15 protein-coding genes are annotated in these 21,588 nt (G+C 41.1%); 11 read left to right on the forward strand and 4 right to left on the reverse strand.

The features are described from left to right. Positions 1-75: 75 nt before the first annotated feature. On the reverse strand, positions 76-681 hold the full coding sequence (locus QQK00_RS17490) for a TIGR04211 family SH3 domain-containing protein (RefSeq protein ID WP_284218973.1): 606 nt from the start codon (positions 679-681) through the stop codon (positions 76-78). 91 nt (positions 682-772) lie between these two features. On the opposite strand from QQK00_RS17490, the gene QQK00_RS17495 reads away from it, so the two are divergent. The 4 genes from QQK00_RS17495 to QQK00_RS17510 all read left to right on the forward strand — a co-directional run bounded on the left by QQK00_RS17495 (position 773) and on the right by QQK00_RS17510 (position 7,526). Continuing rightward, positions 773-2,263: a CYTH domain-containing protein gene (locus tag QQK00_RS17495; RefSeq protein ID WP_284218974.1), complete on the forward strand. Its 1,491-nt coding sequence runs from the start codon at positions 773-775 to the stop codon at positions 2,261-2,263. A gap of 250 nt (positions 2,264-2,513) precedes the next feature. Beyond that, a complete protein-coding gene (ahpC, locus tag QQK00_RS17500; RefSeq protein WP_284218975.1) occupies positions 2,514-3,077 on the forward strand; it encodes an alkyl hydroperoxide reductase subunit C in 564 nt (187 codons plus the stop codon). Positions 3,078-3,296: 219 nt separating this feature from the next. After that, a complete protein-coding gene (gene ahpF / locus QQK00_RS17505; RefSeq protein ID WP_284218976.1) occupies positions 3,297-4,892 on the forward strand; it encodes an alkyl hydroperoxide reductase subunit F in 1,596 nt (531 codons plus the stop codon). Positions 4,893-5,108: 216 nt separating this feature from the next. Beyond that, complete coding sequence (locus QQK00_RS17510; RefSeq protein ID WP_284218977.1) at positions 5,109-7,526, forward strand: M12 family metallo-peptidase; 2,418 nt, start codon at positions 5,109-5,111, stop codon at positions 7,524-7,526. 119 nt (positions 7,527-7,645) lie between these two features. Here QQK00_RS17510 and QQK00_RS17515 read toward each other — a convergent pair whose 3' ends face one another. Next, on the reverse strand, positions 7,646-10,378 hold the full coding sequence (locus QQK00_RS17515) for a choice-of-anchor B family protein (protein WP_284218978.1): 2,733 nt from the start codon (positions 10,376-10,378) through the stop codon (positions 7,646-7,648). Between the two features lie 17 nt (positions 10,379-10,395). On the opposite strand from QQK00_RS17515, the gene QQK00_RS17520 reads away from it, so the two are divergent. Together QQK00_RS17520 and QQK00_RS17525 are read left to right on the forward strand one after the other, a co-directional pair. Next, positions 10,396-11,283 (forward strand): MbnP family copper-binding protein, encoded by an 888-nt coding sequence (locus QQK00_RS17520; protein ID WP_284218979.1) that lies wholly within the window; start codon positions 10,396-10,398, stop codon positions 11,281-11,283. Beyond that, positions 11,268-12,389, forward strand: coding sequence for a methanobactin export MATE transporter MbnM (locus QQK00_RS17525; RefSeq protein ID WP_284218980.1), 1,122 nt, complete (start codon positions 11,268-11,270; stop codon positions 12,387-12,389). The genes QQK00_RS17520 and QQK00_RS17525 overlap by 16 nt, the downstream gene beginning before the upstream one ends. A 30-nt stretch (positions 12,390-12,419) precedes the next feature. Here QQK00_RS17525 and QQK00_RS17530 read toward each other — a convergent pair whose 3' ends face one another. Further along, on the reverse strand, positions 12,420-13,658 hold the full coding sequence (locus QQK00_RS17530; RefSeq protein WP_284218981.1) for a malic enzyme-like NAD(P)-binding protein: 1,239 nt from the start codon (positions 13,656-13,658) through the stop codon (positions 12,420-12,422). A 151-nt stretch (positions 13,659-13,809) separates the two neighbouring features. Then, the gene (rpmE, locus tag QQK00_RS17535) at positions 13,810-14,022 is read right to left on the reverse strand and encodes a 50S ribosomal protein L31 (protein ID WP_284218982.1); all 213 of its coding nucleotides are present in this window, start codon (positions 14,020-14,022) and stop codon (positions 13,810-13,812) included. Positions 14,023-14,409: 387 nt separating this feature from the next. On the opposite strand from rpmE, the gene QQK00_RS17540 reads away from it, so the two are divergent. The 5 genes from QQK00_RS17540 (at position 14,410) to priA (ending at position 21,571) form a co-directional block, all read left to right on the forward strand. Further along, positions 14,410-15,651, forward strand: coding sequence for an HlyD family secretion protein (locus QQK00_RS17540; protein ID WP_284218983.1), 1,242 nt, complete (start codon positions 14,410-14,412; stop codon positions 15,649-15,651). Then, a complete protein-coding gene (locus QQK00_RS17545; protein WP_284218984.1) occupies positions 15,652-17,865 on the forward strand; it encodes a peptidase domain-containing ABC transporter in 2,214 nt (737 codons plus the stop codon). It begins immediately after the preceding gene. Between the two features lie 101 nt (positions 17,866-17,966). Next, positions 17,967-18,260, forward strand: coding sequence for a hypothetical protein (locus QQK00_RS17550; protein ID WP_284218985.1), 294 nt, complete (start codon positions 17,967-17,969; stop codon positions 18,258-18,260). Positions 18,261-18,966: 706 nt separating this feature from the next. Then, positions 18,967-19,128: an integrase core domain-containing protein gene (locus QQK00_RS20545; protein WP_431307759.1), complete on the forward strand. Its 162-nt coding sequence runs from the start codon at positions 18,967-18,969 to the stop codon at positions 19,126-19,128. Positions 19,129-19,378: 250 nt separating this feature from the next. After that, entirely contained in the window at positions 19,379-21,571 is a 2,193-nt protein-coding gene (gene priA, locus QQK00_RS17560) for a primosomal protein N' (RefSeq protein ID WP_284218986.1), read from the forward strand. The last annotated feature ends 17 nt before the right edge of the window (positions 21,572-21,588 follow it).

Here is a 21,588-nt window from a genome sequence, read left to right on the forward strand (position 1 = left end):
AACAATCACGGAGTCTAGCAACATAGAATGCCATGATTTTGACTGACTACGCATCATTGTTGAAACAAACATATACTACATTAATCTGTCTTTACTTGTACCGCTTTTACGTCCAAATAGACCAAGTAAATAACCGATCACAACGCTGACAATGGCTAATACTGAGCCTCGGGTAAACCATTGCATATTACTCATGCGTTCACGTTGTTCTATTTGCCGATTTAAGGACGATATTTGTTCTAGTTGCTCGGTAATTTGACGATTAAGTGTCGTTTTTTGCCGATTCGATTGAGATACGTTTTGCTTCATCGCTTTTACTTCAGCTTGCATTTTTTCGACATCGGCTTGCTTATTATTCACCGCTGTTTGCATCACCGATAGTTGCGCTCTTATCGAAGGGTTTCGACTAACGAATTTACTTTCGACCCAACCCCTTCGCTCACGCTCATCAATAATTTCTGCGAAGCCTTTGTCTTCATCAACTTGCAATAGTTGAACTTTACTCCCTGCACCAATAGATCCTTTTAAACGAAAATCCCGTCCAGGGCCTGCATGTAAGTATATGAATAAATCATCTGATATAAAACGAGTGTCACTATTTTGTGATGCGCTTTGTACATCAGTTTGTGCGCTTGTTTGAATGGATATAAAGAGCAGGATTAGGGATAAAATGGAACGCATAACAAATAGGTAGGCAACTTTATTTTGTGTAGATGGTATGCTTATCTTACGTAAATGACAATAAAACTGTATGAGTATTGAGTAGGAATTTATGGAAGTCGAATTAAAACTCGCAGTGGACGGTGATGCATTAGCACTTTTAAAAGAAAAAGTATTACCAAGCATTGAAGGCGAAATTAGCGGTAAAGAGAAAGAAGTATTCAACGACTATTTTGATACGCCTGATTTTGTGCTGAGGCGCCGTAAAATTGGTTTTAGAGTACGAACACAGAACGGGCGATACGAACAAACAATCAAAACACAAGGTCAGGTTCACGGTGGCCTTCATCAGCGGCCTGAGTATAATATTGACCTAGAAAAGCCTTATCCAGATATTACAAAGTTTCCCTCAGACATTTGGGCTGATGATTTACACGTAGAAGAGATCAATCAGTCTATTCAAAAAGTGTTTACTACCCATTTCCGACGCTATGAGTTTGATATTCAATTGGCAAATGGGCGTGTAGAGCTAGTATATGACGTGGGAGAAGTCAGAACAGACAAGGATTCAGTTGCCATCAACGAAATTGAATTAGAGTTAAAAGATGGCAAACCGATTATTTTGTTCGAGTTGGCGGAGATCTTAACGACGCATTTACCGGTTCGTTTAAGTAATACAACAAAAGCCGCCAGAGGCTATCGTTTAGTCAAAGGTCAATTTCCTGCGGTAAAACGCTTACCTAAATTCTTGTCTTTACATATTGAAGATACAACTGAACAAGGTTTGTGTAAGGCGATCACCTGCGCTTTAGACCACTGGCAATATCATCTAAGTATTTTTGTCAATACTGGCGAGCTTAAAGCGTTGACCGAAATAAGGGAGAGCATGTCGTTACTATTGCAAGGGGTATCCTTGTATCTACCGGTGCTACAGTCGGATGATTTACTTAAGCTGCATAGGCAATTACTGTTACTGACGCAAAAGTGGAAATGGCAAGATGATTTGCAATCAATTGGTCGTTTGCGTTCAAAAAAGGGGGCATTTAGTCGCCGAATTCCAAAACATTCGGATATCCTGAATTATCTTCAAGGGCGCAAAGAAAGCCTACTTAGTGCCTATGATCCTATGGCAAGACTGTTATCGAAAGAATCGATTGAACTGCAGCTATTTGCATCAAAAATATTGGTTGAGAAGCCTTGGCAAGAGCAAAACTCGGGCGCCGATATTCCCGTTCGTAAACATGCCAATGGTTGGTTATCGCAAACGTGGCAGACAGTTATGCAATCATTACCCAATACTGGCACCATGGATGACGGCAAGTATCTAGCGCTCGAAGTGCTATTAAAACAGTCTCTTACTAATGGCTTTTTGCTTGGTGACTTATTTACAGAATCAAGAGGTACTTTTAGAGCACCGTGGCTAGATTTACAACAAGGGATTGGCGAGTTAAAAGCTATTGCGTTTATGCGTGATGCATTGAGTGATTTGGATATAGATGACCCTGCTGAGTTTAGTCAATGGCTAGATGAGAAAAGTACAGCCTTGTTGACGGTTATGGAGCGTTCTCGTCAGGTGGCGATGCAAGCCGAGACATATTGGTAGAACAGTCGAGTAGGTAATGGTTTAAATTTCAACGCTTAGTGTCAATTGCTCTTGTGTTTCGCCAATGTGCCTATACTTCTCCTACGATTGATTGAATGTTTTAAATCAGACGTGAGCGCTTAATCAATTTTTTTGATTAAGCGCATCGTTTCTTTCCATTTTATTTTGTTTTAGAACATCTATATCTTATGTATCAACGTAATCAATCACGTTATTTACACAAACATTAATTTTTATGAGGAAAACTGCAATGTCTATGATTAACAAAACGATTCCTGACTTTTCTGTTGAAGCTTTTCACAACGGTGAATTTACAACAGTGACTAGCGATGACGTTAAGGGCAAATGGTCAATCTTTTTGTTCTATCCAGCTGATTTTACGTTCGTATGTCCTACAGAACTAGAAGATATGCAAAAGTCTTACGCTGAATTACAAGAGCTAGGTGTTGAAGTTTACGCAGTTTCTACGGATTCACATTTTGTGCATAAAGCATGGCATGATGCGTCACCAGCAATAGGTACATTGACTTACCCAATGCTTGCTGACAACGTATTTACTCTATCTCGCGGTTTTGACGTACTGATTGAAGAAGATGGAAGAGCACTACGTGGTACTTTCTTGGCAAACCCTGAAGGTGTTATCAAAGTTGCTGAAGTTCATGATTTGGGTATCGGTCGCTCTGCGAAAGACATGGTGCGTAAAGTGAAGGCAGCTCAATACGTTGCAAACAATGACGGTGAAGTGTGCCCAGCAGCATGGGAAGAAGGTCAAGCGACACTAACTCCAAGCTTGGATTTAGTTGGCAAAATCTAAATTTTGCTTACAAAATCAATATTGACTCGCAGCAATGCTGCGAGTCACATTGGAAGTAAATGAATACACAGCTAGTTCTTCCGTTGTATATCCATTTACTTCCAATGTTCAACTACCTATACCCGTTATAACCTGCACAGGTTGTAACCCTTACACATGATAAATAATGCCGCGCGTTTTCGGTAAGGTTTTTGCGGCCTTAATTTAGGAGTACTTAACGTGTTAACTCAAGATATATTAAATGCCTTAAAAGGGTACATGAAAGATTTACAGCATAAAATTACCTTAGTTGTGCAGACAGGCGCGCATGAAAAACGCGAAGAGTTGCTCGATATGCTCACGCAGTTGGCTTCAGTGTCTGACATGGTTGAAGTAAGTGAAAGAGATATGGCAGGTGAATTGAGATCGCCTGTTTCATTTTTGCTTGAGAAAAATGGTGACGCGACAGGCATTGTATTTTCGGGAGTGCCCGGTGGTCATGAATTTAACTCACTTATATTGGCCATCTTGCAAACCGGTGGTAGTCAGTTGAAGCTTGACGAAAGTATTCAAAATATGGTCAAGAAGGTGAACAACAAACTCGATTTTCAAGTGTATGTGAGTTTGAGTTGTCATGCGTGCCCCGACGTTGTACAGGCGATGAATCAATTTGCGCTATTGAACAACAATATTAGCGCAGAAATGATCGACGGAGGCGTTTACCCTGAGCTTGTGGATGAAAATAAGATCCAAGGTGTACCAACGGTATTTTTGAATGGCGAAGTGTTTGCAAGTGGTAAAGTTGAAATCGCTGGTATTATTGAGAAGCTTGGTAATGTCGCACCCGAAATACTTCAGGCCTCTAGTGCTGAGCCTGAGCTACCATTGCAAGATGTTACCGTTATTGGTGGTGGCCCTGCCGGTGTTGCCGCTGCTATATATTCAGCCCGTAAAGGCCTAAATGTGACCATTGTTGCTGACCGTTTTGGTGGTCAGGTTAAAGATACCATGGGTATCGAGAATTTGATTTCTGTTCCAAAAACAACGGGTCCAGAGTTAACCGGTTCGTTAATGGCACATTTAAATGATTACGACGTTACGTTGAAAGAACATCTACGTGTTGAAAGTATAGACAATGGTTATTTAAAAACCATTACGCTTAACAATGGTGAGTCATTCAAGACTCGCACAATCATTGTAGCTACTGGGGCAAATTGGAGAGAGTTAGGAGTGCCAGGTGAAAAAGAAAATATCGGCAATGGTGTTGCTTATTGTCCACACTGTGATGGCCCTTTTTACAAAGGAAAAGATGTCGCAGTCATTGGTGGGGGTAATAGTGGCGTAGAAGCAGCGCTAGATTTAGCGGGTATCGTTAACAGTGTTACCGTATTCGAATTTTTGCCAGAGCTAAAGGCGGACAAAGTGCTAGTTGAGCAGCTTGGGAAGCGGGATAACATTTCCGTAATTAAAAATGCAGCAACTAATCAAGTGGTGGCTGAAAACGGAAAAGTGACTGCGATTGAATACACAGACCGAGCGACGAGTGAGGTATATAAAAAAGATTTACAAGGAATTTTTGTTCAAATCGGTTTAGTGCCTAACTCAAAAGTTGTTGAAGGCATTGTAGATTTGACAAAGCATGGTGAAATCATTATCAATGAAAAAGGACAAACTAACCAAACCGGTATTTTTGCTTGCGGTGATGTGACTACGGTACCTTACAAGCAAATCGTTGTAGCGATGGGCGAAGGATCCAAGGCCGCACTTGCTGCATTTGATTATTTGCTTTTAAACCCAGCGGATAAGGGCGAGGATGCGGCCGAAAAAGCAGCGTGATTGATGCGCTAACTTAGTTTTCAGGAACGCGTTAATTTTTGATTTTACGGCTACTAGCTTATAGTAGCCGTTTTTATATCTGGTAGTACCTTATGTATAAAGCCTAATACTTATGCATAGTGTGTCATATGCCAGACTCTATTATTGGCACGTATGCTTCTTTAGAATAAGTATCTTTAATTAGCTACTTCACTATCCATTTATTTAGGTATTTTAATGAATACGTTTTACAGCGCCATAAAAGCTAGTGCTAGGCAACTAGCGCTATTATTACCTCTCATTCTTTTTTCTTTCTTAGTGCTTGCTGGCGAGCATCATCACGATACACATACTTCTATTCATCGCGCTGTTGTTGTTGAACCAACCAGAGCAGCTATGCAAGCCCTGAAAGGAAGCGACTTTTCTTACAGTATTCAAGTAAATGGGCGTAAGCTAAATTTTGAATTGACTGAGAACAAGCAGCTAATGTCGTTAATGAATACAAATGGAGGAAGTGGTGAGCATTTCCTTCTTGAAGGAAAAATAAAAGGTATAGACGAGTCATGGGTGCGTTTTTCAAGACAAAATAATCAAGTGACGGGTGCTTTTTATGACGGAGATTCGTTGTATTTTCTGGAGAATTTAGCCGAGATAGAATCTAGACTAACGTCGCAGTCTTTAGAGGGATATTCGGCAATACTTGGCAAAAAAGAAAATTTAAGCGTACTGGTAGATATCCGTGATATGGATAGTTCTGGCACGTGTGCGCTGCACAACTCGCAACTTACCGCTAGTCAAACATATAGCAGTTTTGTACAAGATTTAAAAACCGCAACGTCGAGTGCGGGGAAAGAGATAAAAATTTCGCTTGTTGCTGATACTGAGTTTGTTGGTTCTACAAGCCGCGCAACAGCAACACTTGAAATGTTAGAGTATTTGAATATTGCGGATGGCATTTTTAGTAATCAACTAGGCGTGAGTATTTCGGTTGAAGACATTACAGAGTTATCTGACAATGGTGATTTTATAGAGACCGACCCACAAGCGCTACTATTTAAATTTAGAGATGAAGGAACGCCTAATCCGGGCTTACGACACTTATTTACCGGTAAGAATTTAGATGGTTCAACCGTTGGTATAGCATACGTTGGTGCTTTATGTAACAAGTTTGCCGTTGGATTAACTCAGCGAGTTGGTTCGCTTACTTCTATCGTGTTTGCGCATGAACTAGGCCATAATTTTGGCGCGCCACACGACAACCAAAGCGGCACAGCGTGCGCTAGTACACCTAGTGGCTTTGTTATGAATCCTAATGCCGGTGGCGGTGGAAATGAGTTTTCAGCATGTAGTATAGAGCAGATGGCACCCGTTATTGACGCGAATACGAATGGCTTTAACGCATGTATTATTGAAGTGGCAAACACCGCGCCGAGTATAACGTCAAACCCGAATACTACCGTTATTGCTGGAAATTCATATCGTTATGATAGCGACAATACCCTTGACATTACTGGGACTGCGCCGTTTACATATACCTTAGATATTGCACCTGACGAAATGACGATAGACAGTAATGGTACGCTTGTTTGGGTAACTAACACTGACGATGTTGGTGAGCATCCGGTGCAAATTACAGTCTCAAATGCTGTCGGTCAAGACACGCAGTTTTTTGAAATAGAGGTAGAAACCCCAGTGAGTGATGGCGTGTTTATCAATTTTGAACAGTCAACTATTTCAAGTCACGATCCAGGGCAAGACAATCAAGGCGGTGCGACGATTGGTGCAACACCCTATGAATTAGTGTTAGAGGGGAATACATGGAAAAGCATCGCATTTGACTATGAGATCACGGCAGATACGATACTGGAATTTGAATTTTCTAGTGATATTGAAGCTGAAATACAAGGCATTGGGTTTGATAGCAGATCATGGGCTAACCCGCAGCGTACGTTTAGTATCTATGGCTTCCAACGTTGGGGAATTCGAGACGTTCGATATGACGGCTCCGGCAACAAACAACGAATTAGTATTAGAGTGGGTGACTATTATCAAGGGCCAATTAACCGTTTGTTTTTTGTCCATGATAACGATCGATTAGTCGCTGGCGCTAACAGTACTTATAGCAATATTCGGGTGTATGAGGAGGGAGCCGAGGCACCTTCAGATCCCGAGCCTGAAGAGCCTTCTCCTTCACCAGAACCGTCGCCTGAAGCGATAAATTTAGGACAACTGAGTATAAATCCGTTGCGTGCCGACCAAAATGGCGAGGGGACAGTTACGATTGTAGAAAATGGCCTAGGGATTGAGATCGTTGGTAATAAATGGGAGGCTGTAAGTATCCCCAACAAAGAAATAAAACCAACGTCAATTTTAGAATTTGAATATAAATCTACGGCTCAAGGTGAAATTCACGGCATTGGGATTTTCCCGAATGACGGTATTTATTCAAATCGCGCTTTTCAACTAGGTGGACGCCAGAGTTGGGGGATACGTGATTTTACGTACACCGGAAATGGCGACTATCAAACGTTTAGAATTCCTGTTGGCGAGTATTTTACCCACCCCTCAGTGAGTTTAGTGTTTATCATGGATCATGATGTTAGAAATCCAAACGGTAATGTGACATTTAAAAACATCGTACTTAAAGATAACTGATTGACGCAGTTAATGAGGCTCCTTAAGTAAAGCGGACGAATTTATCCGTGTTCACAGGTAGAGGCCATGACAGAACCGATGTTTTTCATGGCCTTTTTCTTATTTATCTAGAATTCGGGTTATTTAGTTCTAATAAATCGAAGCAACAGAATCGCTACAATAAACCAAACGGAAATAGCACCCCCGCCGCTACTTGCTGGTGGAGGTGCCACAACATTTACCACTATGTCGTCGGAAGATTCTGCGCCAAAGTCATCGCTTACTGTCATTGAAAACCTTAGGGTCGTCTCAGTTTGCGGGCTAATAAAGCTCATGTTCGTACTATTTGCAAAGTTTAAGGTGACCGGTGTGCCAGATGTCTGCGACCACTGAATAGTTACGTCACTCTCAATATCTGACGCGATGCCATTCATTCGAACAGTTTGTCGCGTATTCACCTGCAGGTCTGCGCCTGCATTTGCCATTGGCGCTTGATTGGATTCATCGTCTCGAACATTAATTTGTAGTTCAGATTGTGCGCCTAAAATGCCGGCTGTGTTTGATGCCAATCGAATAATGATAGTTTCGGTCTCTTCAGTTTCTTCATCATCAATAATCGATAAAACAATGTCTTTTGTGGCGGTGTCGCCATCGTCCCAACGGACGGATGTGTTCGTCAAATTATATTCGGTGTTTGCGGCACTTCCACCAATGATCTCTACATTTACTTCCAATGATGAATCGCTTCCCCCCGCACGTTCAAGTGCGATTGATATGGCGCCATCTATTTCTTTTACGCTCAATTCCGACGCGGCAAAGTTGGCTTGACCTCTAAATACATCTTCAGTATTAATGGTAATAAAAGCGGTCGTCGCAGAGTTGTCTATTGTGCCTTGTTGAGGATTGGACAAGCGAACAAAGAATAACTCATCAGTTTCACGTATATTGTCTTCAGCGATATCAATATCGATATATTTAGGCGCTGAGTCATCTTGCGTCCATTCCAACGTGCCATTGACTGCGCTAAAGTCATCTAGGTTTGCAGAGCCAGCTATGATATGGAAATTGACAGACATCGCCGCATTACCTTGTTTTTCAACAGGAATTCGGATACTAGTTCCTTCTTCAACTGTCATTTCGGTTTGCGAAAACCTTACGGCTGTCTGTCCATCCAATAAAGTATGGTCTTTCAAAATGTATAGACCGCCTTGAATATCGCTAGCAAGCAAAGTACCGCTGGGCAGATATGGATATACTCCCCAATTGCCATTGGTCGACGCATTATTTGATGCACCAAAAGTATCAAAAAAACCCACTTCTTGAGGATTTTCTGGATCAGCAATGTCGAGTATTGTTAGGCCTCGTTCATAGTTAGACATGTAGTATTTATTGCCACGAGTAAAGCCATTGTGGTCAGTAGCTCGCGTTGGCCCTGTCCAAGTAGATACCAAGGTGGGCTCTGATAAATCGGTAATGTCGAAAATGTGCACCGTGGTATTGAGGTTAAATCTAGGCTCATCTAATTCGTCGTGGAGTAGCACATATTTTTTGTCTTCACTCCACCAACCAGAATGGACATAAGCGGCATTTGGATATGTGCTACTGCCCAACATATTAGCCGTGTTTTCTGTGTTGTGTTGCCATAAACGAAGTTCGTCCTCATTAAAATCGATGATAATATTGCAGCTTGTCGCGTTTTGATCGCAGTGGTTTAGGGCTCTTTCATCCTCTATGACGACGGAGCTAATATCATGGCTATAATCCTCGCGGTTTAGACCATCAGGCGTATAGCGACTTTCAGGTTTTTCTGGGTTTTCGAGAGAATACGTATTCCAGGCGCCACCATTTGCTCTACCACCCACATTATGCAACATTGCTTTTTTGTCACTTATGGCTGTGTTAGTTGTGTAGTCAACATTGCTAATATAAATATTGTGACCGCTTCTATCGATCGTAATTCGGGCCACTAGGCTGACGCCCTTTTCCAGTGCATTTAAATCTAATATTGAAAAGCCTTCTGTCACATTGTCAGCGCTGGCATATGCGTAAGCCAACCAACGTTGTCTCTCCTGCGAATAAAATTGATAAACCTTTATGTCTCGCCATGAGGTGCTTTGGCCAGAGACAGAGCCAATTATTTCAGGGTTTTCTGGATCACTTACCTTCACGACAGCAATACCATTTGATAGGCCAAGTAATGCGTATTCGTCCATCGTATTTAAGTCGACATGCCCCCAAATATCATTGGCAGCAAAACTGTTTGTTGGAAAGTCAATTAATGGGATATGGCTTAATAGTGAAATGTTCTTACATTCGAACCCCGATGAATCATTGTCTATGCACTCACTTGCCGAATGTCGTGTTCGCATCGCGTTTATACTACTTAGGCCAGCTTTGGTCGAAGAAGATAATACTGCTTTACTGTCAATGATGGCGTGAAAGCCTTTTTCTTCAAGCAAGCGTGCATATTCAGCGGGTACACCGGTTAAATAAGATATTGATTTGTCGGGTTGCTGGATTTGAAAATTATCCAATGCATTAAAGCCGCCTAATACTGGCTTTAAATCTGAAATTAAATACAGTAGGCCATTGTCATCATTTACGGAATATGAACCTTGTGCTACTAATATTTTGTCGCCCTTATTCGCTTGCAAAGCTGCATAGGCAATACTCTTACAGGGCCTAAATCTGTTGTCGCACGCGCCACTATCCGTTCCTGACGCAGAGACAAACCGCGCTTTATCGTCTTCGCCATGCGCATTTGCAAAGTGGCTAAAAAATATGACACATAGCGTCATTAGGCTACTCATCAAGACTGGTAGCGTCATGGTTTTCATGCGAATATCTCCGCTGATCATTTCATTCATTTTCATCAGGTTATGGCACTTCCATGTTTTTAGGTGGCAACACAGCAAAAGAAAAAGTAATTAACAAAGGTGTCTTGTCTCGATTACTTTTAATAAGTATAGCCATATTTTTTGGAATTGTCGGGTGTTCTCAAAATGCCAATGTAACGAATGACAATTGGGTCGATTTGACTTTTGTACTCACGTATAAACAAAAACAGGTGCTATGTGGCGCTGAAGTCGATTTAGCGGCAAAAAAATGGAGAATTAATAAGTTTGCTTTCTTTGTATCAAACATTCATGTCGGTGTTGATGGTGGCCGTTGGTTACATGTGGAGAACGTACCAAATGATTGGCAGACTGAGCAGACAACACTCATTAATTTAGTTGCCAGATGTAGCGACAGCAATGATAAAAACACAAATGCTACGGTTAAGTTTTATTTACCAAATGTCGTTTTGGATGACATTGTAAAACTTAAATTTTCATTGTTTGTCCCGTTTGAACAAAACCATCTCAATCCACTTATTCAAGCGCCACCACTAAATAACGCAGAGATGTTTTGGTCGTGGCGTCAAGGGCACAAATTTATGCGCGTCGACATGCAATCAGAAGAGGATGATTGGTTGTTCCATTTGGGGAGCGTGGGTTGTGAAAGTGTCGCGGTTGTTCGCCCGCCGCCAGCACCTTGCAAGCAAGCGAATCAATTCGAAATTATTGTGCCGTTACACATAGATAATCGGCGTCTTGAAGGCAACAACAATGAGTATGGCAGACGATTAAATATGCAGATACATCTAGAACGGTTGCTTGACAATACCGAATTAACTAGCGAGCAATCTTGTATGTTCATGCAAAGTCAAAAAGCCTCATGTGAGGTGTTAACAAGTAACCTAGTCAATAATCGGGTATTTACGTGGCAGCCAAATTAGTCAGTATTCTTACCATTGTTCTGCTTTTACTTTCTTGTGGTGAGCGTGCTCAGCCATATGAGTGGGATTTGCCGCAAGGCTTCCCTGCGCCAGACATACCAGAAAATAATCCGATGACCAAAGAGAAAGTAGCGTTAGGTCGTGCCTTATTTTTTGCAAGGGCTCTTTCTTTTAATAATACGACTGCATGTGCGAGCTGCCATTTGCCTGAACGTGCATTTAGTGAACCTAAAGCGCGCTCGGTCGGCGCTTCGGGCGTGACATTAAAACGCAATGCATCGGCCTTAGTTAATGTTGCTTATGCCGGCACCCTGACTTGGTCTCACAACGGCTTGCGGCATATAGAACAGCAGCTTATGATCCCATTATTCGCTGATACGCCTATTGAAATGGGTGTCACAAATTTTGAAGACGTAATTTTAGCGCGATTTAACACAGCTGATTACAAATCGTTAACGCGAGCCGCTTTTGGCGACAGCGTTTTAAATTTCGACCGTATCGTTAAGTCACTCGCGAGCTTTGTACGGAGCCTTGTTTCGTTTAACTCCGCATTTGATGATTATGCTTATCGCCAAATAGATGAGGCTTTGTCTCCTTCACAATTAAGAGGCATGGAATTATTCTTTTCTGAAAAAATGGAGTGCTTTCATTGTCATGGCGGATTTAATTTTACGCAGTCTAGTAAACACGCTTTTCAAACACTTACGTTAAAGGCGTTTCACAATACCGGTTTGTACAATGAAGATGGAAATGGTGCATATCCAATAGACGATCAAGGTTTAATTGATGTAACGTTGGAGGGATCAGACATGGGACATTTTCGTGCTCCAACCTTGAGAAATGTCGCGCTAACAAGTCCTTATATGCATGACGGTTCGATTGCCAGTTTAGCTGGCGTCATTGAGTTTTACGCTGCTGGTGGTAGAGGTAAAGGTATAAATAATCCATGGAAGAGCCAGTTTGTTAAAGGCTTTGATATGACAAAGCAAGAACGCGACGACCTAATTAATTTTCTCCACGGCTTAACAGATGAGTCGTTCATAAAAAACAAAAATCATCACCCGCCAATACCAGCGCCAAGTACAATAATTATGTCACACAATTAGCAATTACTATTTAACCCTAACTCTGGATATTTAATAATGAGAAGGCATTTCATCGATTTGTGCAACGCCAGAATTTATTGCTGCCTTCGCAACTGCCGTTGCAATACGCTCACATAATCTAGGGTCCATTGGCTTAGGAATAATGTAATCTCTACCAAAGCTTAGGTTGTCGATATTGGATGCATCTAAAACTGATTGCGGCACAGGCTCTTTAGATACGCTTCTCAACGCATTTACGGCTGCCACTTTCATTGCGTCGTTTATCTCTGTTGCACGCACATCAAGTGCGCCTCTGAATATGAATGGAAAACAAAGCACGTTATTGACTTGGTTTGGATAATCAGAGCGACCAGTCGCCATGATTAAATCGTCTCTTACTTCATGAGCAAGTTCGGGCTTTATTTCAGGATCAGGGTTCGAGCATGCAAACACAACAGGATTTGGCGCCATCAACGCTAAGCTCTCAGGCTGCAACAAGTCTGGTCCTGACACGCCTAAAAATACATCTGCGCCGGTCATTACGTCTTCAATTGTGCGCTTGTCCGTATTGTTTGCGAATAACATTTTATGTTCTGTTAAATCACCTCGACGAGTATGAATCACGCCTTTGCGATCAAGCATGTAAATTTTTTCACGTTGAGCGCCGCATTTTATGAGTAGCTCCATACATGCAACCGCTGCAGCGCCAGCCCCCATGCAAACTATGCGAGCCTCATTGATGTCTTTACCTTGAATTTCTAGCGCATTAAGCATACCTGCAGCTGTGACGATTGCAGTACCATGTTGGTCATCATGAAAAATAGGAATTTTGCAGCGTTTAATTAATTCTTGTTCAATTTCAAAGCATTCTGGGGCTTTAATGTCTTCTAAATTGATACCGCCAAAGCTGTCAGCGATATTTGCTACGGTACTAATAAACTCTTCTGTTGTGCGATGCTTAACTTCAATGTCAATCGAGTCAATGCCTGCAAAGCGCTTAAATAATAGTGCTTTACCTTCCATGACAGGCTTTGAAGCAAGTGGCCCTAGGTTTCCTAAACCGAGAATAGCAGTACCATTAGAAATCACAGCTACCATATTGCCTTTTGCTGTATATTTATAGGCTGCGTTAGGGTCTGCGGCTATTTCTTTTACGGGTTCTGCAACGCCAGGGCTGTATGCTAAGGCGAGGTCATCCACGTTTTCCGCGGCCGTACTTAATTCAACTTTAATTTTTCCAGGTGTTGGCAGTGCGTGATAGTCTAAAGCTCTTTGACGAAAATCTGACATTTAAAAATTTTCCAAAACGTGAATACGTTAAAAATCCTCGTGGTATCTGAGACTTACGATAACATAAATTTTTTGACCTTGGGGACAAGGCAAGGAATTAGATATAAAAAAAGCGCCTATAAGGCGCTTTTGAAATGTATAGAGTGTTGCCTTACTTAGAAGACAAGGCACCAAAACGTTTCTTAAAGCGATCAACACGTCCGCCAGTATCAACGTTACGTTGCTTACCTGTGTAGAATGGGTGACATGCAGAACATACGTCAAGATTTAAATCTTTCTTCACTGTAGAACGGATGTTCATCACGTTGCCACACGAACAAGTTGCTTTAATTTCGTTATATTCTGGGTGAATACCTGGTTTCATTGGGATACCTTATTTATTAGGCCGCCTCGCTATAAAGCCCTTAGCTAAATATTAGCTATACACTAAACACCAAGCGATTATTAATCGTAATGCACCGTTATTTATATGCTTATAAACAACAATCCATAAATTTCGGACGCGGATACTACCAATAATAAGCTAAGCGTTCAAGGAATTTTTGTTCTTGGAAAGCCAAAGTTTCAGGACAAGAGCATTTTAATTCTCCCCTAAAAGCAATTCCACTCTAATCCTGCTCTGAAACTATCCTCTAAGGCGGCTATTTTTTATGCTTTGTTGTGTTGACATTACCAATTCGATGATTATACTCCCGCCCCTAAATTTTTAATGTTACTTGTTGTACCTACGTAGTTCGTTAGGAAAGTTCAAATGGATTTGTTTCGTAAAAAGGCCGTTGATCATCAAAGGCAAAAACTGTGGGGTGATGTATTAATTATCAGTCCGCCGTCAATTGGTTTAATTTCGTTTTTTATTTCTGCTTTTATTTTTATCATTGCTGTTTACCTCTATTTGGGAAAATATTCCCTTAAGGTTTCGGGAGTCGGTGAACTTGTTCCTACAAGCGGAGTTGCTAAAGTTTATGCGCCTAAGGTCGGTTCTGTTGCTAATCTTTTTGTATCTGAAGGTGATAGTGTTCGAAAAGGGGATCGCCTATTTTCAATCGAAGTTAACCGGGTTAACGAAAATGGTGAAGCTGCGGACTATGCCATAGTCGAAACAGTCAAGCAGAAGTTAGCGTTAATTACCACCAATCAAGATAACGAAAAGCGACGTTACGATAGCGCTTTAAATCACATAATTGACAATGAAGCTAGGAACAAAAAATCCCTTGTTCAAGTGCTAAATCAGATTGAGCTACAGAAGGCTATTATCTCTGATACTCAAGCTATCATTGATGAAACAGGAACTCTTGTCGAACAAGGCTACTTCTCGAGAGCAGAGTATAGCCGTCAGAAAATAGAACTTCTGAATCATACTAAGCAGCTTTCGTCGTTCAAAAGGCAAGTTATTGAGTTAGAGAATCAAATAGGCAGAGCTGCAAACGATAAAGATGAATTGTCAGTCGGGCATGATCAGAATATCTTAGTATTGGATAGAGACCGCCTCTCTCTGAAAGAGCAACTTCTCTCGTTAGAAAATGAACGCTTTACCTATATCGTTGCTCCAAGAGACGGTATTGTCTCGGGTTTGCAGGTAGTGGAAGGATCAACAGTTAGCGGTCGAATACCTTTACTATCTATTGTACCCAAGAATCAGTTATTACATGCATACTTGTACGTGCCAGCAAGTGCCATTGGTTTTATTGAAAAAGACCAAGTCGTGAAATTAAGCTTTGATGCATACGACTATCGTAAATTCGGTACTTATAGTGGGAGAGTCGAAAGCATAACGGATGTTTTATTTACACCATCAGAAACGCCCAGTTCGGTCACACTAAATGGACCGTCTTATCGATTAGAGGTAAAACTTGATCAACAGTTTGTTGATGCTTATGGAAAAACCATACCATTAAAACCTAATATGCATGTTAAGGCTGATATTGTTTTAGCATCGAGACGCTTGTATGAATGGTTTCTTGATCCCTTTATTAGATTTCAGAGGGCCGGCTAAATGAGTATCTCACATGCAGCTAGGCTAATGAGTAAAATTCGTTTTTCATCGCGCCGTAAACTTCCGTTAATTTATCAAACTGAAGCGTCTGAGTGTGGATTAGCATGTCTAGCAATGGTAGCCAATTACTATGGTTGGCAGACAGATATTATAGAGTTACGAAAGTCATATCCTGTTTCATTAAATGGTTCTAACCTTAAAGGTTTGTTGCATACCGCAGGTAAAATGCAACTACAAGGGCGTCCTGTTAGAGCAAAATTGTCTGCACTTGAGAAGTTAAATGCACCTTGTATTTTGCATTGGGAAATGAATCATTTTGTTGTGCTAAAAAGGGTGAGAGGCAATAAAGTCACCATTCACGATCCTGCTCAAGGAGAGCTAACCTTAACATTGGATCAAGTCTCCCCTTATTTCACTGGCGTAGCAATAGAGTTATATCCGACAGAGCATTTTAGGCAAAAAGAAGCGCCCAAAAAAATGAAACTCACAGACTTGTGGTCGAGTACCACAGGATTGAAAAAGTCGATTTTCTATACATTGATATTGTCTGTAGTCATTCAAATTATTGCGCTTGCTTCCCCTTTCTATATGCAAATTGTGATTGATGAGGTCGTACCAAAATACGATACTGATTTGCTTTTTGTGGTAGCTGCTGGCTTTACATTATTGATGTTAATCAATGTAGTAACCAGTTTTATGCGCTCTATGTTAATGCTCTACTTAGGCAATTCCTTAAGTATTCAGATGACGCGAAACCTGTTTCATCACTTAATGTATCTACCTATGCAATGGTTTGAAAAGCGCCATATGGGCGATATATTAAGTCGTTTCGGATCAACTTCTCCGGTTGGTAATCTCTTTTCTGAAGGTATTGCTGCTGCAATTATTGATGGAGTCATGGCGATAACGACAGGTATTATCATGTGGTTATATGCTCCCCAGTTAGCCCTTGTTGTTATGATTGCCATCATCGTATTTAGCATAGTCCGCTTTGCTTTATTTCGACTAATCAAGGCGCGAAACAAACAAGCGATTGTGGCTGGAGCAAAAGAAAATACTACCTTTATCGAAAGTGTTAGTGCAATCCAAACTATCAAGATATTTGGGCGCGAAAATGAGCGAGAAGCCACATGGTTAAATAGCCTTATCAATAAGGTGAACAGCAGAATAAGTGCTGCTCGGATACTGGTTTTCTTTGGCTCGTTTCAAGGTGTCTTATTCGGTATTGAAAATGTATTAGTCGTCTATCTTGGAGCTAAGTTAATTTTTGAAAATAACTTGAGTATTGGCATGCTATTCGCCTTTATGGCCTACAAGCAACAGTTCAGTGGCAATATCCAAGCACTTATCGAGCGTATATTCGATTTTAAAATGTTATCCCTGCACCTTGAGCGATTAGCTGATATTGCATTCGAACGCCCGGAAGCAGACTTAGATTCGGTGCTAATTGATAGGGAAGCGACACCACAACAACAAGGCAATACAAGAACGCTTCCTGAATTTCTGGGTAAAATTGAATTCAAAGATGTTTGGTTTAAATATGGTGATGCTGATCCTTGGATCCTGAAAGGGTTATCGTTTATCGCTGAAGCGGGTGAAATGCTGGTATTTACTGGACCTTCTGGGGGAGGCAAAACAACATTGCTCAAGCTAGTGCTGGGATTAGCGAAGCCAACTAAGGGACAGATACTAATTGATAACAAGCCTCTCGAAAGCCTAGATATGCGCCATTACAGGCAAGCATTTGGCAGTGTTATGCAACAAGACTCGCTTATGTCAGGCAGTATTGCTGACAATATTACTTTCTTTGACCAGGATGTAGATCCGGAGCAAATGGAACTGGCAGCGCGAAATGCATCCATCATTAAGGACATTGAAACCTTACCAATGAAATACGATACCTTAATTGGTCATATGGGATCGTCATTGTCAGGCGGACAGCAGCAACGTTTACTACTTGCACGGGCATTGTATCGCAATCCCACGTTTCTAGTGATGGATGAAGGGACGGCCAACCTAGATGCAGAAAATGAAAAAGCCATTTTAAAGCATATAAAGTCTTTACCGGTAACACGTATTACCGTTGCTCATAAAGAAGCGGTAATACAGTCGGCAGATCGCCTTATTCAAATTGAAAACGGTGTATTGATAGAGCCTAAGTCACAAGTTCGGCAAACAAACATATCTGAGGAGTTGGCTCTGACGGCTGGCTAAGAAGGAGAAGGATTCGATTGTATTTTGCAATTGGATGTACCAAAAGGTGCAGTATGGAGAGCGGTAGCGCTCAAATTATAAGAACTTTAAAGGAAAATAATATGTCTCAAGATATTAGAGATTTAACCGCTTATGAAATGAATTTTGTATTTGGTGGTGAGATTGCAGACACAACAGTAACAGAAGAAGAGCAACGCCCTAAAGACAATGATAGTGGTGCAGGTCGCTCTTCAGGAGCAAATTTGTTGGCTGGTGTTGGATTTGTATTGCTTGGTGCAGCAACTGCAGCAGTAATTCCTTTTCTTGCCGCAGGTGCGGTGGTGGGGGCTGGATTAGCAGCATCCGCAGCTGTTTTGACTGCTGGTGGTGGGGTTATTATAAGCTTGTCAAGCTAATGCAAAGAGCAGCCATTCGTGAAATGGCTGCTTAATTTATTTTTACTATATCTGAGAGTAAATATGGCTTTTTATGAAGACAATAGTGGTACGCTATTTTTGAATGCCCTTTCGTACAAAATAGATCCTGATAGAGAATATTTCACCTATAGGATTCCTAGTAAAATTGTTAAACAATATTCCGCTATTCTTAATGTTGCTTTGGCAATTTCTACTCTATCACTATGTTTCCAGTTCTACTATATGTTCACATTTTTTAATAGCTCTAATCAAATTGATGACGTGCAGTTGGCTTTAATATCTGCAATATGTGTTTCAAGTATTGTCTTAGTTGCTTTTAGGAATTTGTTTCTGAAGGTAGAAAAGGTGAAGATAGGTCGATTAAAGTTGAGATTTCATTACGCAAAAAAAATGTATTTTACGCTTTTCAATGGTTTCTTTAGTGTATCTTTGGGCATGTTTTATTTTGCTTTTTTTCAGCAAGAATTCGACGTTTTTATGTTTGTTTTTTTTCTTTTGATGTGTTCGATTTCATGCATCTTGCTATTTAGGATTGTGGGGATATTTAAATTAGCAAAATTTGATTCACTTTGAAGGGTTAGAAATCTGTGAACTGAGCGAAATATTATTAAAGTATGGGGATGTGCGTCAAATCTGGGGTTGTGTATGTTAAAGTCGTATTGTTATTAGATACCTTAAGGCGCAGATAGGCGCACAGAGAGAGGCTCTCACTCCCCACTTATTCAACGCATTATCTCAAATACATGGATTAAGTTGGGCATGGATGAAGAGCTATAATAAAGAAAGACCACATGAATCACAAGGCAATATACTACCGAGTGAATTTAAAAGAAGATTGGTAGCATAATCTCTAATTTTGAATTGTGCGCTTGACGGTATGTTTACGCATCCTTTTACATTCAGTAAATCAAGCAGTTTAGGGACAGCGGTAATTTCATTACTCATGTCATCTAATTTTTGCTGACCAAGCACAGTACCGTTGCCACAACTCCATGCACTAACTATGTGAAGTGGGTTAGCTCTATCTTAGTAGTGAAGCGGTCTAAGTCCTGTTATTCTAAATAAATCAATTATCAACTCACGAACAATGTCACTCAGTGAAGATTATCCAAGTCGCTATTCCAGTTCCGCTTCGCAAAGTGTTTGACTATCGATTACCAGATAAGCTAACGAATGCCGACAAGCTCAGTATTGGAAGTCGTGTATCTGTGCCGTTCGGGAAAAAAAGCGTGGTCGGCATTGTAAGTTCTCTAGATGTTGATGTGCATTACGATGAGAGCAAGCTTAAGAGTATAGAAGCAATACTTGATGATTTTCCCGCGCTATCAACGCATATCATGATGCTTGGGGCGTGGCTTTCTGAATACTATTTGCATCCGATAGGCGAAACACTATTTACGATGTTGCCTGCGAGTCTTCGTAAAGACAACGTTCTAACCGAATGCAAAGCCGATTACTTTCAAATTCCTGAAAGTATTGATAGAAAAGTAGCCGTAGAGTCTCTCAGTAGCGCAAAACGGCAACTGTCTTTATTTCGTGAATTAATGGACGGCATGCGACGTAAAGCAGATATTAAGAACGTGTATTCCACACAAACGGTTAATGCCTTAAAAGACAAACAGTTTTTGGAGCAGGTAGAAATTACCGAACCGCAAGGTGGATGGCAGAATAAACTTGATGTGACAGAAAAATTCGACGCGAATGTCGAACAGGCAATTGCAATTTCTGCAATCAATCGAAGCGCCGGATATGGCGGTTTTTTACTTGATGGTATTACCGGTAGTGGTAAAACAGAAGTGTATCTTCAGGTGCTTGAAAAAATCTTGAATACAGGTCAGCAAATACTGATTCTGGTGCCTGAGATTGGTTTAACGCCCCAAACAGTGTCGCGCTTCAAAACACGTTTTGGCGATATTGTGGCATCAATGCATTCTGGTTTAACTGACACCCAACGCATGCAGGTTTGGCATCAAGCTCGTCGTGGTGATGTGGGTATCGTCATTGGCACTCGTTCTAGCATCTTTTTACCGTTTAAAGATTTAGGCATGATTATCGTAGATGAAGAACACGACGATTCTTTTAAGCAACAAGATGGTTTACGCTATCATGCACGTGACTTAGCTGTATATAGGGCGGTGAAATTAGATATCCCCCTAGTCATGGGGAGTGCAACACCGTCGTTAGAGTCATTGCATAATGCCAATACTAAAAAATATCATCATCTAACCTTAACCAGCAGGGCTGGCGATGCTAGCTTGCCCAGTCAACACTTGTTAAATATTACCGGGCAATCTCTTTTGTGCGGCATCGCACAAGGGCTGCTGGATAAAATGCAAATACAGTTGGCCCAAGGTAATCAGGTCTTAATTTTTGTTAACCGCCGAGGATTTGCACCTAGCTTACTTTGTCATCAATGCGGGCATGTAGAAACATGTAATGGCTGTGAAAGCCCCTTTACTGTGCATAGTCTAGCGAGGAATTTACAATGTCACCGATGTGGTGAACATACCTATTTACCGCAAAAATGTCCTCAATGTGGAAATCATGATTTGAGCACACAGGGGCAGGGTACTGAGCAGTTAGAACAATTTTTAACGCAATATTTCCCTGATTATTCCGCTGTCAGGATAGACAGTGATTCTACGCGCAGTAAGGCAAGATTGAACGAAATTTTGGAAGCTATTAACTCGAACAAACACCAAATTCTTGTTGGCACACAAATTTTGTCGAAAGGGCACCATTTTCCGAATGTCACTTTAGCGATCGTATTGGATCTTGATGCTTTACTATTTAGCGCAGATTTTCGAGCGCCTGAAAAAATGGGGCAGTTGATCACGCAGCTCAGTGGCAGAGCTGGTAGAGCAAATAAAACGGGAGAAGTGTGGATGCAGACTCACCAGCCTCAGCACCCGTTAACGCAAGACTTAGTGAATAATGGTTTCATGGACTTTTCAAGAAGTTTACTGGAAGAAAGGGAAGGTGCTAGTTTGCCCCCTTTTAGTTTTCAAGCGCTACTTAGAGTCGAGTCACGGGACATTGATAAAGTTATGGCATTTCTTAATTATGCTAAGAGTATGCTTTCTCAATTTAAGAATGTGAAAATTATCGGACCTATGCCTTGTTTGATTGAAAAAAAACAAGGTCGCATGCGATATCAGATGATTATTAATTGTCGTGTAAGAGCTTATTTGATATCCGCAATGCGACAAGTACTGGTTGAGTTAGAGGCGCATAAATTGAGCAGTCGCCTACGTTGGCAAGTAGATGTGCAGCCGCAAGATTTCTCTTAGCTTGATTTGAGCAAGAT

It is taken from the genome of Agaribacter marinus, assembly GCF_030160655.1.
Taxonomy (GTDB): domain Bacteria; phylum Pseudomonadota; class Gammaproteobacteria; order Enterobacterales; family Alteromonadaceae; genus Glaciecola; species Glaciecola marina.

Coding starts and splice junctions, on each gene's coding strand:
- QQK00_RS17490 (WP_284218973.1), bottom strand. CDS start 681: ATGCGTTCCATTTTATCCCTAATCCTGCTCTTTATATCCATTCAAACA.
- QQK00_RS17495 (WP_284218974.1), top strand. CDS start 773: ATGGAAGTCGAATTAAAACTCGCAGTGGACGGTGATGCATTAGCACTT.
- ahpC (WP_284218975.1), top strand. CDS start 2,514: ATGTCTATGATTAACAAAACGATTCCTGACTTTTCTGTTGAAGCTTTT.
- QQK00_RS17510 (WP_284218977.1), top strand. CDS start 5,109: ATGAATACGTTTTACAGCGCCATAAAAGCTAGTGCTAGGCAACTAGCG.
- QQK00_RS17515 (WP_284218978.1), bottom strand. CDS start 10,378: ATGAAAATGAATGAAATGATCAGCGGAGATATTCGCATGAAAACCATG.
- QQK00_RS17520 (WP_284218979.1), top strand. CDS start 10,396: ATGTTTTTAGGTGGCAACACAGCAAAAGAAAAAGTAATTAACAAAGGT.
- QQK00_RS17530 (WP_284218981.1), bottom strand. CDS start 13,658: ATGTCAGATTTTCGTCAAAGAGCTTTAGACTATCACGCACTGCCAACA.
- rpmE (WP_284218982.1), bottom strand. CDS start 14,022: ATGAAACCAGGTATTCACCCAGAATATAACGAAATTAAAGCAACTTGT.
- QQK00_RS17540 (WP_284218983.1), top strand. CDS start 14,410: ATGGATTTGTTTCGTAAAAAGGCCGTTGATCATCAAAGGCAAAAACTG.
- QQK00_RS17545 (WP_284218984.1), top strand. CDS start 15,652: ATGAGTATCTCACATGCAGCTAGGCTAATGAGTAAAATTCGTTTTTCA.
- QQK00_RS17550 (WP_284218985.1), top strand. CDS start 17,967: ATGTCTCAAGATATTAGAGATTTAACCGCTTATGAAATGAATTTTGTA.